Raw genomic sequence first — 12,897 nt, forward strand, 5'->3', positions numbered from 1 at the left:
TTTAAAAAGCGGGCGAGCTACGAACCGAGCCGTTCGCGGGCGAACTTCGCCAACAGCGGCAGGTCGTCAAAGTGGAGCAGCTTCGCCATCGCGGACTTGTCGCCCTGATTCGCCTTCTCTAAGGTGTTGTCGTCCGTCCGGCGGAGGTCTTCCATGAACCGGTCGTACCGTTCGTTCGGCGCGAGATACAGCAGTCGAGTGAGCATCAGCCTGGCGCGCATTCGCGGAGCGACGTCGCGGTGCCAGAGACGCTTGTAGACGGCGAGGCTCTCCGCGTCCACGCACCGCTCTGAGTCGGTGAGACACCGGTCGATAGTGGCCGCCGCCGCTCGAGCCGACTTCATCCCCTTGTGGATCCCCTCGCCCCACAGCGGGTCGATGGTCGGGACGGTGTCGCCGATGGCGAGGAACCGGTCGGTGTGCATCTCGCCAGGCATTTGAATGTGCGCGGAGCCGCGGTGGACGGTGTCACCGATCTGTTCGGCGTCCGCGAACCGGGGGTCTCGATTGATCCAGTCGTCGAGGTAGCCGTCGACGGTTTTTCCGTCGGCGGCGAACTCGCGGTGGCGGTCGTTCTGGATGTAACAGATGCCGACCTTCGCGGTGTCCTCGCCGGTCGCGAAGATCCACGAGTAGCCGCCGGGCGCGATGTCGTGGTCGAGCCTGAGCATCATCGACCGCCGGAGATCGGCGTAGTCGGGATGATTCATCTCGACGCCCTCCATCTCGTACTCGATGCCGATGGCCTGGTTCTTGCGCTCCAGATCGACGACGTCGAGCGCGGTCGCGATCGGTGCGGCCGGGCCGGTCGCGTCGACCACGACTTCGGCGTACACCTCCTCGTCGCCGTTGTATCGAACTCCCTCGATGACGCCATCGTCATCGAGGATCGGACGGGAGACGCGTGCGTCAAACCAGTACTCCGCGCCGTTCTCGCGACCGTCCGCCACGAGGAAGCGCTTGAAGTCGGCGAACTCCAGGACGGCGCCCGGCTGATAGCTCTCGTAGTAGCTGTTCGGCGACTCCAACACCACGTCGTCGGTGTACGACATCACGACGTCGTCCGGAATCCCGAACGCGGACATCATCGACGGGAACGTCCCTGCGGTCGACTTGTTGCTCTGTCGCGGGAATTCGGCCTCCGGTTCCGTTTCGAGAACGACGACGTCGTAGTCGCGTCTCGCCAGGTCGCGGGCGCACTGTGCCCCCGCTGGTCCGGCGCCCACGACCGCGACGTCGTAGCGATCAACCATGTATACGATGTAATTCGGACCCACGTAATTAGGCTTGCTGAAACCGGCCGCGAATAGGGCCTGACCCGGTTCGTTCGCCGGATTTCTGACTACCCGATAAGGTCGGAATGCGCCGCTGATCGCGCTCGTCAGGTTCGGAAAATTGCGCCGTGGAAACGCGCGTCCGCCTCAGTAGAACTCGCGGACGAGATCCGTCGCGCCCTCGGGCGCGCCGTCCGGAATCACGGACATGTCCTCGTCGACGCCGTGCTGCTCGTGGTACGGCACCGACTCCTCGTCCTGGTAGATGACGCCCTGGTACTCCTTCTCGGAGTCGAGGATGACGTCCTTCGCGTCCTCGCGGTCGGTCGGGTCGTGGTCCGCCTCCTTCAGGTCGATCAGCGAGTCGCGGAAGTAGTCGTACGTGTCGACGTCGTTGAACGTGACGCACGGCGAGTAGACGTTCACGAAGCCGAATCCGTCGTGTTCGACCGCCTTCTGGATGATCTCTTGGTGACGGAGCGCGTCCGACGAGAACGACTGCGCGATGAACGTCGCGCCCGACGCCAGCGCCAGCGCGTGCGGGTTGACCGGGGGCTGTTTCGGCCCGTCCGGACTCGTCGACGTCTCGAAGTCCTCGCGGGAGGTGGGCGACGCCTGCCCCTTCGTCAGTCCGTAGATACGGTTGTCCATCACGACGTACGTCATGTCGACGTTCCGTCGAACGGCGTGGACGAAGTGGCCCGCGCCGATGGAGTAGCCGTCACCGTCGCCGCCGGCGACCATCACTTCGATGTCGGGCCGGGCCATCTTGACGCCGGTGCCGACGGGGAGCGCGCGTCCGTGAACGCCGTGGAGCGCGTAGCTGTGCATGTACGTGCCGATCTTTCCGGAACAGCCGATGCCGGCGACGACGAAGGTGTTGTCGGGGTCGTTGCCCGTCTCCGCGAGGGCCTTCATCATGCCGTTCATCGTGCCGAAGTCGCCGCATCCCGGGCACCACGTCGGCTGCTTGTCGGATTTGAAGTCGGTGAATCGAATGTCTGAGCTCATTGGTTACGCCTCCACCCCCTCCGAGAGGGCCGCCTTGATTTCATCTGCGAGTTCGTCCGCCTTGAACCGCACGCCGTTGTACTTGTTCACTCGGTCGACGCGCTCTAAGACGTCGTGTTCGACCAAGTCGGCGAACTGTCCCGTTTCGTTGCACTCGACGACGATGACGTTGTCCGCGCTCTGCACGTCGTCGCTGAGGTCCGGCCGCGGGAAGATGTACGGCACCGAAAGCACGCGCACGTGGTGGCCGTCTTCCGACAGCAGATCGACCGCCTCGTTGATCGCGCCCTCGTTCGATCCCCACGTGATAACGAGCGTGTCGGCGTCTTCGTCGCCGAACTCGCGCGGGCTCCAATCCTCGCGCTCGCGGGCCGTCTCGACCTTCTGGTTCCGCTTGTCGACCTGATCGATCCGCATCTGGGTGTCCTCTGTCCGGCGTCCCTGCTCGTCGTGTTCGAGGCCGGTCGACATGTGCGCGCCGTCGGCGGTGCCGGGGAACGCTCGCGGCGAGATGCCGTCTTCGGTGATCTCGTGGGGCTGGAAGCCGCCGGAGTCGCTCATGTGGTCGTCGATGTCGGACTCGTTGACGACGAATCCGCGGTCGATCTCGACCTCGTCCATGTCGAAGGTGTCCGGCGTGAACGTCTGCTCGGTGACCGCCATCGAGAGGTCGGCGGTGAGGTAGACGGGCAACTGGTACTTCTCGGCGAGGTTGAACGCCTCGACCGTCTTCCAGAAGCACTCCGAGATCGTCGTCGGCGCGAGCACGAACCGCGGTACCTCGCCGTGGCCGCCGTACAGCATATGGTTCAGGTCGCCCTGCTCCTGTTTCGTCGGCATCCCGGTGGAGGGACCCGAGCGCATCACGTTACAGATGACGAGCGGCGTCTCCGAAGTCGCGATGAGACCGAACGTCTCCGTCATCAGGTCGATCCCGGGGCCGGACGTGGCGGTCATCGACCGCGCACCTCCGCGAGCGGCGCCGAGCGCCATGTTGATCGCGGATAGCTCGTCTTCGGCCTGCACGACGTGACCGCCGTATCGGTCGATTCGGCCCGTGAGGTACGTCATTACGTCGGTCGCGGGCGTGATCGGGTAGCCGGCGTAGAATCGACAGCCGGCCGCGATGGCGCCCATACCGATGGCCTCGTCGCCGTTGAGGAGCACGTAGTCCTCGTCGGTGGTCTCCAGGTCGTAGTCGAACTCGTGGTCGTACTCCTCGTCGACGTACGACTGGCCCGCGCGGGCGGCCTCCTTGTTGTTGTCGACGAGCTTCTGACCCTTGTCTTTGAACCGCTTTCCGAGCGCGGAGTCAAGATTCTCGATCGGGAAATCCGCGACCTCGCAGGCCGCACCGAGTGCGACGACGTTCCGCATGATCGCCCCGCCCGCCTCCTCGGCGAGCCGTTTGAGCGGGACGTCGATCCCGACCATCTCCTCGGGAATCTCGACGTTCTGCATCGTGGTCCGCTCGCCGTCGTAGATGATCACCGACCCCTCGTGGAGTTCGGCGAGGTTCTCATCGATGGTCCGCGGAGTCAGCGCGATGAGTACGTCGAGCCGGTCAACGACGCTCTGTACCTTGTCGACGGATGTCCGCACCTTATACGCGGTGTAACCGCCTCGGATCCGTGAGGCGAAATCCTTCGACGTGAACACGTGTCGACCCGCCCGAGAGAGCGCTTGCGCAAATATCTTCCCGGTCGAGTCGATGCCGTCGCCGGCTTCTCCGCCGACGGCCCAATTGAAGTCCGCAGCCATGCTATGACGGGGCTTTCGCCGGACTCATAAAAAGACTTCTGGAAGGAGCCACCGGCGTATTTCCAAACATTCGTTCAGCATCTCGTGAATATTGTCGAATATAAACCAGCAGGTGTGAGTTACACGGAGAATAAGTGAACGCGTGTTTTCCATATCTCTCACGATCGACCCACTCCGACGCATCCGCTTTCGACGTTCGTCGAACGGCTCTCGCCGGCACTCGCCCCGCCCGGCGCGGTCGGCGGCGTCGCGGACGGGAACACGTTTGTGTCCCCCGACCCGAGCGAATGCATGGACACGACAGCGACGATCAGTGCGGTCGAGTCGGTCGGCCGCGACACGTACGCCCTCCGGTTCGACGCGCCCGACGGATTCACCGCGGAACCCGGTCAGTTCGTGAAGCTCGGCACCGAGATCGACGGCGAGTCGGTCGCCCGGTTCTACACGCTCTCGTCGCCGACGGTCGGCGACTCATTCGAGGTCACCGTCGGGATCGATCCCGAGGCGGGCGGCGAGTTCTCCGCGTTCCTCGCCAACGCCGAGGCGGGCACCGAGATGACGCTCTCGGGTCCGTTCGGCGACCAGCATTACGACGGCGAGCCCCGCGCGGTCGTGATCTCGGGTGGTCCCGGCGTCGGACCGGCCGTCGCCATCGCGGAGCGCGCGCTCGACGACGGCGCCGAGGCTGCGATCGTGTACCGCGACGACGACGTATCGCACGCGGACCGGCTGAGCCGGCTGGAAGAGCGCGGCGCCGCGATCCACCTCCTCGACGACGACGAGGAACTCGACGACGCGGTCGCCGCGGCGCTGACCGGAATCGAGGGCGAGACCGTCTTCGTCTACGGCTTCGCCGACCTCGTCGCCGACGCCGAAGCCGCGATTGCGGCGGCCGGCGGGGACGCCGACGCCGCGAAGGTCGAGAACTTCGGATAGACGCGGCTTGCGGTGGCCCGGAGGGTCACTCGCCCTGATCGAGGTCTCACGACGCGTCGTCAGGACGGTCGCTCGTCCGATACACTCCTCGATGTCGAGCGGGTCGCGGGACGAGCTACGGTTGAAGAGTCGCGGACGTCGCCACTCCGGTTATCGAGAATCGCTCGGGGGGTCGGGCGTCCCGTCGGCGAAGTAATCCGCCAGCCGCTCCGCGGCGTCGACGGCGCGCGGCGTCACGAGGGCGAACCGGATCCACTCGTCGCGCGCGGTGCCGAACGCGTCGCCGGGCATTCCCGCGACGCCGGCCTCGTCGACCAGCCGCTTCACGTTCGCCATCGTCCCGGGGAACCCCTCGAAGCGTGCGAGCACGTAGAAGGCGCCCTCGGGGCGATTGTACTCGGCGTCGGCCGCGTCGAGCGCGTCGGTGAATGCCTCGACCCGCTCCGCGAGCAGGTCACGGGCCTCCGCGTAGTAGCTGGGCGGCGTCTCCGAGAGCGCGTGCTGGACCGCGTACTGCGAGGGACGCGCCCCGGCGACGTTCACGAGCATGTGTCGGGTCTTCGCGTCGGCGACGTGTCTTTCGGGGAAGATACCGTACCCCACGCGGAACCCCGTTATCGCCATCGACTTCGAGAAGCCGCTGGTGACGATCACGCGGTCGGACGACAGCGTTAGCGCCGACTCGAACGACCCGGTCAGGTCGAAGTGGTCGTACACCTCGTCGGCCACGACGAGAGCGTCGACCTCGTCTGCGATCGCGACGACCTCGCGGACCGCGTCGATGTCGTAGACGGCGCCCGTGGGGTTGTTCGGCGTGTTCAAGACGATCAGCGCGGTGTCGGCGCTCGCGGCCTCGCGGATAGCCGCGACGCCGAGGCCCCCGTCTCGCTCGGTCGGGACCAGCGTCGACTCCCCGCCGAGCATGTTCACCTTCCCGGGGTAGTACGGATAGACGGGGTCCATCAACAGCGCCTCGTCGCCGGCGTCGCGAGCGAAGGCGCGCGCCATCGCGAGGTAGTTCGCCTCGCCGGTCCCGTTCGTGATGACGACGCGGTCGGGGTCGACGTTCCGACGCTCGGCGATCGACTCTCGAAGCTCCAACAACCCCTCGCTCGGCGGGTACTGGAAGGCGTCGGGCGGGAGGTCGGCGTACTCGTGGAGCGCCTCCCGCAGCGCCGCCGGCGGCTCCCAGTCGGGGTTACCGCTCACCATGTCGATGACGTCGCGGTCGGCCGCCGCCGCGTACTGCATGACGTGGAAGAACTTCGGCTCCTCGTACTCCATACCAACCGCTGGGCGGCGCCCTTCGTGGCTCTTTCGGCTGCCACTCAGCGTGCGTTACGCCGTCCTTACTTCGGCCGGTCCGGATTCGGTGGTTTCACCTGTCGCGCCGGCCAGTCGGCGATATGAACAAACGCGGCCACGTTCTCAACGCCCTCCTACTCGCGCTCGGGCTCGGGTTCGTCATCGAGCCGGGGCTCGATATGGCCACGGCGCGGACCACCGCCCAGATTACCGTGCCGATCGTGTTGGGGGCGCTGTTCCCCGACGTCGACACCGACTTCGGGCGGCATCGAAAGACGCTCCACAGCCTCCCGGTGCTCGCCATCTTCGTCGCGTATCCGATCGTCTTCGGCAACCTCCAGTACGTCTGGATCGGCGTGTTGACGCACTACCTTCTCGACATCGTGGGGAGTCGCCGCGGTATCGCGCTGTTCCACCCCTTCTCCGATACGGAGTACGGGCTCCCCTCCGGCGTGACGACGAGCAGCAAGTACGCCGATCTGGTCACCGTGATCATCACGGCGCTGGAGCTGGTGGCGTTCTGGGCGTTCCACACCTACGTCGTGACGCTCGACCTCGACCTCTCCGCGGCCGCTTCGGAGGCGGCGGCCGTGCTCGGGATCTAAGAAGCTCCGGTCCGGCTCCGTCGCGATACGGCGGTCGCGTTACTTCGGTCGGTAGTCCGACAGCGCACCGGAGTAGACGCTGACGTCCCTGAACCGTCCCTCGTAGGCGACGTTGGTCGGGAGGGTCGGCTCGTCGCCGGAGAGGAACAGGCGGTCCAGCTTCTCCCAGGTGTTCTCGTAGCCGAGGTGCGCGAACTCCAAGAGCCCGCGGAGCTGGTGGCGGACCCCGCCGCGGTGGACCACCGTTCGCGGGCCGCCCTGACGGAAGGCGTCCACGACCGCGTCCTCGTCGTCGAGGTCGCCGGGGAACTCGGTCCACGCCTCGCCGATGGTGCCCGGGAGGTGCGCGTACGAGGAGCCGAAGCCGGGCATGTCGGTCGCCTCCGCGATCCGCCGCGTTCGCGTGTTCTGATGGGGGAGAAGTTTGGTGTTGTACGTCTCCACCGCGGCGAGTCGCTCGCGGTGGGCCGCGATCTCCGGCCGCGTGAGCGAGATGGTCGCGAAGCCGGGGTGCGGGACGAGCACCACGGCGTTCTGTCGCTCGAACTCGGCCATCGCGGCCTCGAAGGTGATGTAGTCGGGGACCGGATCGGTGAGACCGATAACGAGGAGGTGCCGACGGTTCCCCCAGTCGCCGGTGAACACCTCCCGGCCGGGGACGATAGTCAGATCGTCGTCGGCGTATCGGGCCGCGCGCTCCCTGACCGTGGTGAGTCGCGTGAAGTGCGGCGCGTACACGAGCGCGTCGATCCCCCGCTCCTTCGCGAGGGCCACGACATCGTCGTCGAGCACCTTCACGTGGGCGTCGACGCGCGTTCTCGATCGGGTCACGAGTGCACCGTGTGTGTCCCCGAGCAAAGGCGTATCGTTCGACGGCGAGCGGATTCGGTTCCGCTGACAACGCGTCTGGTCGACCGCGGGACGGCCCACAGGGGGAAACGGTTAATCCCTCGCGGGGGCCACGGTGGAACATGCCTCGCTGGATGTGCGGAATCGACGGTTGCGACGCCGCCTTCGACGACGTGGAGTCGGCCATCGTCCACCAGACCGACGGCCACCAGCGCCACGAGTGCAAGGTGTGCGGCACAATCGTTCCGGACGGCTACTTCGCGATCCGGCACGCGTTCGACGAGCACACCCGCGCCGAGTTCGTGCGCGCGTACGAGGCCGACTCTGCGGCCGTCCGCCGCCGCGAGGAGATCAAACGCGAAATCGAGCAGGAGGTCGATCTCCAGCGCGTCGTCGACGAGCTGGACCGCGGCGTCTGAAGCCGTACCGCCGACCGTTCCTACAGCACCCGCTTCCCGAACGCGCTCGCCGCCAACTCCGTCGCGAGCTCCGCGGTCTCGTTGTGCTGGTCGAGCGTCGGATTCACCTCGACGAGCTCCATCGATCGGAGGCTGTCTGCCTCTTGGACGATCTCCATTGCGCTGTGGGCCTCCCGGTAGGTGACGCCGCCCCGGACCGGGGTCCCGACGCCGGGCGCCTCCTTCGGGTCGAGGAAGTCGAGGTCGAGACTGACGTGGACGCCGTCGACGCCGTCGCCGGCGGTCGCCATCGCCTCCTCCGTGACCTCGGTGATCCCGCGCTCGTCGATGTCCGACATCGTGTACGTCGTGAACCCGTGGTCACGGATGGTCTCGACCTCCGCTTCGTCGACGGATCGAAGCCCGACGAGCGCGACGTTTTCGGGAGTGAGCCCCCGAGCGGTCGCCCAGTCGGACCCGGCAAACTCGTCGAGCCCGAGCGCGGCCGCGAGCGGCATCCCGTGGACGTTCCCCGAGGGAGTCGTCGAGGGGGTGTTGAGATCGGCGTGGGCGTCGAACCACACCGCACCGATGTCCGCGTCGCGCGCGGCCCCCGCGAGCGAGCCGATCGCGATCGAGTGGTCGCCGCCGAGCGCGAGCGGAACCGATCCGTCGGCGAGCGTCTGCTCGACTGTGTCCGCGAGGCGCCGGCAGACGTCCGCCGTCTCTCTGAGGAACTTCGCTTTCCCCTTGCTCGGCGCGTCGGTGTCCGGATCGCGCTCCTCCGCGCGCGGGACTGCGAGGTCGCCCGAGTCGACGACCGAGACGCCAGCGCTCGCGAGTTGGTCGGCGAGCCCGGCGTATCGGATGGCCGACGGCCCCATGTCCACGCCGCGTCGGTTCGCCCCGTAGTCAGTCGGTGCGCCGATGATCCTGACGGTGGTCATACGAAACGTGGCGACGCCCCGACGCTTGAATGCTGGGGGTCTCGCGACCGGCGACCCGCTCCGCGCGATCGCACACGGTTTAGTTGCCCGACACCGTTCGGACGGTATGAGCGGCTCCGCGGGCGGGAACCACTCCGACGACATCGCTGCCACCGACGGCGGGGACGCCGCCGCCGACGGCGACGGGGCGCCCGACGAGTTCGATGACGGTGACGTCAGCGCCAGCGACATCGGACCCGTCGGCGCCATGATCGCCGTGGCCTTCACGGGCGCTGTGATCGGTCTCGTCGGGGCCGGTATCTCCCTGTTCGTCAGCGATCTCGGCCTCGCGCTGATCGGCGTCGGCGTCGTCGTGGCGCTCTCCAGTCCGATCGCGTACCTCCGCCATCGGCGGCAGTACGGATCGTGAGAATCCGCACGATCATTTATAACGGGCTTCCATCGCATTTAAGCGGTGCCGTCGTCTATTCGCGACTATGTCATCCATTGAGCTCACGTCAAGTCAGAAAAGCATCCTGACGGCCCTAATAAACCTATACGGGGAGCGGGAGGACGCCGTCAAGGGCGAGGCGATCGCCGAGGAAGTCGACCGTAACCCCGGTACGATCCGCAATCAGATGCAGAGCCTGAAGGCCCTCCAACTGGTCGAGGGCGTCCCCGGCCCGAAGGGCGGCTACAAGCCCACCTCGAACGCGTACGAGGCGCTCGACATCCAGCGCATGGACGAGCCCGCCGACGTCCCCATCTTCCACGAGGGCGAGCAGGTACCGGGCGTCAACGTTGACGGGATCGACCTCTCCAGCGTCCACCACCCCGAACTCTGCCGCGCCGAGATCCACGTCCAGGGGTCCGTTCGCGACTTCCACGAAGGCGACTCGGTCACCGTCGGTCCGACGCCGCTCTCGAAGCTCGTCATCGACGGAACGGTCGACGGCAAGGACGACACCGCCAACATTCTCATCCTGCGGATCGACGACATGCGCGCGCCCGACGAACCCGCCGAGCACTGATCGCGTTCGCCGCTTGAACCGTTTCAGCTTTTCACGACGCCTCGAGAGCCGCAGCGCCGTCGCTTTTCGACACTGACTGCCGCTGACCGTTCTCGATAAAAATCCGCTCCGAATCGAGCGTCGTTTCCGCCGCCGGTCGGAGCGTCGCTGTCGCCGGCGTTACATGTCGCCGAACGCGCTCACGCCGCGCCCGACCGAGGAGACCTTCGCAATCCACCGCACCGCGATGGACTTCTTCAGCAGCTTCGCCGGGGTACCGCCGAACGTCTTCATCGGCATTCCCATCACGTCGTGGGCGACGGCGTCCTCGCCGACCGAGATGACCGTCCCCTTGTCCTTGTGCGTCCACGACTGGAGCGGGGCGCCGCGGGCGGCGCGTGCGAGGTTTTCGCCGGCGACCTCGGCGGCCTGCCAGGCGGCCTGCGCGGTCGGCGGCGCCACGTTGTCGTCGCCCTGCTCGATGAGGGCGGTGTCGCCGATGGCGAAGACGCGGTCGTCGCTGGTGACGAAGTCTGAATCGGCGTGAACGCGGTGCGAGCGCTCGTCCTTCTCGACCTCCACACTCTCCAGTTCGGGCTGGCCGGTGATGCCACCGGTCCAGATCAACACGTCGTGTGCGAGTTCCTCGGGCTCCTCGTCCTCGCCGCCGCCGAGGTAGACCGCGTCCTCGTCGGCCTCCGAGATGAAGTCGCCGGTGAGGATCTCAACGTCGGCGTCCTCCAGGCGCTGGCGGAGCGCGCCCTGAAGCTGGGAGTCGTTTCCGGGGAAGACCTCGTCGAGGCCTTCGACGAGTTTGATGTTGATGGGGGCGCGGTGTTTGTCGCGGTACTCCGCGATCTCGCCCGCAGTCTGAATGCCGGAGAGTCCGGCGCCGCCGACGATGACCTCGACGGGGTCGGACCGGGTCGCCTCGGCCGCGGCCGATCGCACGTCCTCGTGGATCGCCTTCGCGTCGTCGAGGCTCTTGAGCTGGTGGGCGTGCTCTTCCAGGCCGTCGATACCGAAGAAGGCCGTCGTGGAGCCGACGCCGAGCAGCAGGTAGTCGTAGTCGACGGTCGTCCCGTCGTCCGTCTCGACGACGCGTTCGTCGGTGTCGACGTCCACGACGCGCCCCTCGACGAAGTCGGAATCGGCCGATTTGATCTCGTCGACGGGGATCGTGATCTTGTCCGTGACCGTGGGATTGCGGATAGCACGGTGGACCTCGTGAAGCACGAGGTGGTAGTCGTGCTCGGAGATCCACGTGAGCTCCGCCTCCCCGTCGCCAACCTCGTCTTCGAACGCCTTCACCGCCCCTGCCCCGGCGTAGCCGGAGCCGACGACGACGACCTGTGTTGCCATACGCTCAACTCCACGGTGCGCGGGTAAAATCGCTTTGGAACGCCATTGAACTGGCGACGAGTCGGACGACGCGCCGCCGCCTTACAGCGAGAGTCCGGCGTGCCAGCGCTCGACGCCCGCCTCCCGCTTGACCTCGTCCATCCGCGCGAGAAGCTTCACGGCGAGGCTCGCCGTCTCGGCCGCCCGCGACTCGCCCTCGGTCCGGAACTCGCCGGTCACGCGGTTCGCGTAGACGGAGCAGATCGCACCGGCGCGGAGGCCGTACACGCTTGCGATCGTCAGGATCGCCGACGCCTCCATCTCGATGTTCTTCACGTTCGCGTCCTGGAGTTCCCGCACCAGTTCGTCGGAGCCGGCCGCCTCGAACCCCTCGAATCCCGGCCGTCCCTGCCCGGCGTAGAAGGAGTCGGCGCTCATCGTCACACCGGTGTGGTAGTCGTACCCGAGCCGCTCTGCGGCGGCGACGAGCGCCGAGACGACCTCCCCGTCTGCGGCGGCCGGGTAGTCCTCGCGGACGTACTCGTCGCTCGTTCCCTCTTGCCGGACCGCCCCGGTCGTAATCACCAGGTCGCCGACGTCCATCTCGGGCTGGATCGCGCCACAGGAGCCGACCCGGATGAACGTGTCCACGCCCACTCTGGCGAGTTCCTCGACGGCGATGGCGGCCGACGGCGAGCCGATGCCCGTCGACGTCACCGATATCGGCGTCCCGTCGTAGCTGCCGGTCGCGGTGCGGTACTCCCGGTGATGTGCGACCTCGTCGTGCTCGTCCCACAGCGCGGTGATCTTGTCGACGCGCTCGGGGTTGCCGGGGAGGAGCACGGCGTCGGCGACGTCGTCGGGACCCACCTCGACGTGGTACTGGATCTCGTCGTTGGGATCCTCGCTGTCTTCGGTCATGTCCGCGACGTTCGCGGAGCCGTTTAAAAGGAGTTCCGTCTCGCGGTCTCTTGCCTCGCGGATCCGACCCGGCGATCAGGCTCCTCTCGCGTCGTCGAGCGTCCCCTCCGAGATGGTGTTCGGAAGCAGTTCGCCGAGCGTGTACTCGGTGGTCTCGCCGTCGCCCTCGTCGCAGACGACGACGAGGTCGTCGGTCGCGAACTCCGCGAGCGACTGCCGGCACATCCCGCAGGGAGTGACGCCGTCGCGGACGCCCGACGTGACGGCGATGCGATCGAACTCGCGGTGGCCGTTTTTGACCGCCTCGGCGAGCGCGACCTCCTCGGCGTGGAGGCTGTTGGAGTAGTTCGCGTTCTCGATGTTACAGCCGGTGTAGACGGTGCCGTCGGCGGTCCGGAGCGCGGCGCCGACGCGGTACTCGGAGTAGGGGACGTGGGCCTCCGACAGGACGCCGCGCGCGGCTTCGATCAGGTCCATACGGGGGCGTCGACCGGCGGTCGAATAAATGAACGGTTCGCGACCGACCGCGGGCGGTGGGCGGTCCGGCCTCTCCGTCACCC

At 66.9% G+C, this 12,897-nt stretch carries 14 protein-coding genes; 5 read left to right on the plus strand and 9 right to left on the minus strand.

The genetic code is table 11. The annotated features are described in order from the left end of the window. Positions 1 to 17 precede the first annotated feature (17 nt). From ACNS84_RS01590 to ACNS84_RS01600, 3 genes are all read right to left on the minus strand, one after another. Positions 18 to 1,253, minus strand: a complete 1,236-nt coding sequence (locus tag ACNS84_RS01590) for a digeranylgeranylglycerophospholipid reductase (RefSeq protein WP_435073095.1) — start codon at positions 1,251 to 1,253, stop codon at positions 18 to 20. A 168-nt stretch (positions 1,254 to 1,421) separates the two neighbouring features. After that, positions 1,422 to 2,285, minus strand: a complete 864-nt coding sequence (locus ACNS84_RS01595; RefSeq protein WP_435073096.1) for a 2-oxoacid:ferredoxin oxidoreductase subunit beta — start codon at positions 2,283 to 2,285, stop codon at positions 1,422 to 1,424. Positions 2,286 to 2,288: 3 nt separating this feature from the next. After that, complete coding sequence (locus tag ACNS84_RS01600; RefSeq protein ID WP_435073097.1) at positions 2,289 to 4,046, minus strand: 2-oxoacid:acceptor oxidoreductase subunit alpha; 1,758 nt, start codon at positions 4,044 to 4,046, stop codon at positions 2,289 to 2,291. A gap of 291 nt (positions 4,047 to 4,337) precedes the next feature. Between ACNS84_RS01600 and ACNS84_RS01605 the strand changes: the two genes are divergently transcribed. Further along, entirely contained in the window at positions 4,338 to 4,982 is a 645-nt protein-coding gene (locus ACNS84_RS01605) for an FAD-dependent oxidoreductase (protein WP_435073098.1), read from the plus strand. A gap of 150 nt (positions 4,983 to 5,132) precedes the next feature. Here ACNS84_RS01605 and ACNS84_RS01610 read toward each other — a convergent pair whose 3' ends face one another. Next, a complete protein-coding gene (locus tag ACNS84_RS01610; protein ID WP_435073099.1) occupies positions 5,133 to 6,266 on the minus strand; it encodes a pyridoxal phosphate-dependent aminotransferase in 1,134 nt (377 codons plus the stop codon). A gap of 122 nt (positions 6,267 to 6,388) precedes the next feature. On the opposite strand from ACNS84_RS01610, the gene ACNS84_RS01615 reads away from it, so the two are divergent. After that, the gene (locus ACNS84_RS01615; RefSeq protein WP_435073100.1) at positions 6,389 to 6,892 is read left to right on the plus strand and encodes a metal-dependent hydrolase; all 504 of its coding nucleotides are present in this window, start codon (positions 6,389 to 6,391) and stop codon (positions 6,890 to 6,892) included. Positions 6,893 to 6,931: 39 nt separating this feature from the next. Here ACNS84_RS01615 and ACNS84_RS01620 read toward each other — a convergent pair whose 3' ends face one another. After that, a complete protein-coding gene (locus tag ACNS84_RS01620) occupies positions 6,932 to 7,723 on the minus strand; it encodes a PHP domain-containing protein (RefSeq protein ID WP_435073101.1) in 792 nt (263 codons plus the stop codon). A 140-nt stretch (positions 7,724 to 7,863) separates the two neighbouring features. On the opposite strand from ACNS84_RS01620, the gene ACNS84_RS01625 reads away from it, so the two are divergent. Then, the gene (locus ACNS84_RS01625) at positions 7,864 to 8,160 is read left to right on the plus strand and encodes a DUF7565 family protein (protein ID WP_435073102.1); all 297 of its coding nucleotides are present in this window, start codon (positions 7,864 to 7,866) and stop codon (positions 8,158 to 8,160) included. A gap of 20 nt (positions 8,161 to 8,180) precedes the next feature. Here the strand turns inward: ACNS84_RS01625 and rocF are convergent, their stop codons facing one another. After that, positions 8,181 to 9,086 carry an arginase gene (gene rocF / locus ACNS84_RS01630; RefSeq protein ID WP_435073103.1) on the minus strand — a complete coding sequence of 302 codons (906 nt, stop codon included), beginning with the start codon at positions 9,084 to 9,086 and terminating at the stop codon, positions 8,181 to 8,183. 106 nt (positions 9,087 to 9,192) lie between these two features. On the opposite strand from rocF, the gene ACNS84_RS01635 reads away from it, so the two are divergent. Both ACNS84_RS01635 and ACNS84_RS01640 read left to right on the plus strand, forming a co-directional pair. Continuing rightward, on the plus strand, positions 9,193 to 9,495 hold the full coding sequence (locus ACNS84_RS01635) for a hypothetical protein (protein WP_435073786.1): 303 nt from the start codon (positions 9,193 to 9,195) through the stop codon (positions 9,493 to 9,495). Between the two features lie 67 nt (positions 9,496 to 9,562). After that, entirely contained in the window at positions 9,563 to 10,096 is a 534-nt protein-coding gene (locus ACNS84_RS01640) for an Rrf2 family transcriptional regulator (RefSeq protein WP_435073104.1), read from the plus strand. A gap of 159 nt (positions 10,097 to 10,255) precedes the next feature. Here the strand turns inward: ACNS84_RS01640 and ACNS84_RS01645 are convergent, their stop codons facing one another. From ACNS84_RS01645 to cdd, 3 genes are all read right to left on the minus strand, one after another. Then, positions 10,256 to 11,437 (minus strand): NAD(P)/FAD-dependent oxidoreductase, encoded by a 1,182-nt coding sequence (locus ACNS84_RS01645; protein WP_435073105.1) that lies wholly within the window; start codon positions 11,435 to 11,437, stop codon positions 10,256 to 10,258. Between the two features lie 81 nt (positions 11,438 to 11,518). After that, positions 11,519 to 12,337, minus strand: a complete 819-nt coding sequence (locus ACNS84_RS01650; protein WP_435073106.1) for a nucleoside phosphorylase — start codon at positions 12,335 to 12,337, stop codon at positions 11,519 to 11,521. Between the two features lie 75 nt (positions 12,338 to 12,412). After that, the gene (gene cdd, locus ACNS84_RS01655) at positions 12,413 to 12,814 is read right to left on the minus strand and encodes a cytidine deaminase (RefSeq protein WP_435073107.1); all 402 of its coding nucleotides are present in this window, start codon (positions 12,812 to 12,814) and stop codon (positions 12,413 to 12,415) included. Positions 12,815 to 12,897: the final 83 nt, after the last annotated feature.

The sequence above is a fragment of the Halorubrum wangae genome (genome assembly GCF_051194135.1).
GTDB lineage: Archaea > Halobacteriota > Halobacteria > Halobacteriales > Haloferacaceae > Halorubrum.

Bases quoted from the DNA above. Each gene is read 5' to 3' on its own strand.
- ACNS84_RS01590 (WP_435073095.1), bottom strand. From the start codon at position 1,253: ATGGTTGATCGCTACGACGTCGCGGTCGTGGGCGCCGGACCAGCGGGG.
- ACNS84_RS01595 (WP_435073096.1), bottom strand. From the start codon at position 2,285: ATGAGCTCAGACATTCGATTCACCGACTTCAAATCCGACAAGCAGCCG.
- ACNS84_RS01600 (WP_435073097.1), bottom strand. From the start codon at position 4,046: ATGGCTGCGGACTTCAATTGGGCCGTCGGCGGAGAAGCCGGCGACGGC.
- ACNS84_RS01605 (WP_435073098.1), top strand. From the start codon at position 4,338: ATGGACACGACAGCGACGATCAGTGCGGTCGAGTCGGTCGGCCGCGAC.
- ACNS84_RS01610 (WP_435073099.1), bottom strand. From the start codon at position 6,266: ATGGAGTACGAGGAGCCGAAGTTCTTCCACGTCATGCAGTACGCGGCG.
- ACNS84_RS01615 (WP_435073100.1), top strand. From the start codon at position 6,389: ATGAACAAACGCGGCCACGTTCTCAACGCCCTCCTACTCGCGCTCGGG.
- ACNS84_RS01625 (WP_435073102.1), top strand. From the start codon at position 7,864: ATGCCTCGCTGGATGTGCGGAATCGACGGTTGCGACGCCGCCTTCGAC.
- rocF (WP_435073103.1), bottom strand. From the start codon at position 9,086: ATGACCACCGTCAGGATCATCGGCGCACCGACTGACTACGGGGCGAAC.
- ACNS84_RS01635 (WP_435073786.1), top strand. From the start codon at position 9,193: ATGAGCGGCTCCGCGGGCGGGAACCACTCCGACGACATCGCTGCCACC.
- ACNS84_RS01640 (WP_435073104.1), top strand. From the start codon at position 9,563: ATGTCATCCATTGAGCTCACGTCAAGTCAGAAAAGCATCCTGACGGCC.
- ACNS84_RS01645 (WP_435073105.1), bottom strand. From the start codon at position 11,437: ATGGCAACACAGGTCGTCGTCGTCGGCTCCGGCTACGCCGGGGCAGGG.
- ACNS84_RS01650 (WP_435073106.1), bottom strand. From the start codon at position 12,337: ATGACCGAAGACAGCGAGGATCCCAACGACGAGATCCAGTACCACGTC.
- cdd (WP_435073107.1), bottom strand. From the start codon at position 12,814: ATGGACCTGATCGAAGCCGCGCGCGGCGTCCTGTCGGAGGCCCACGTC.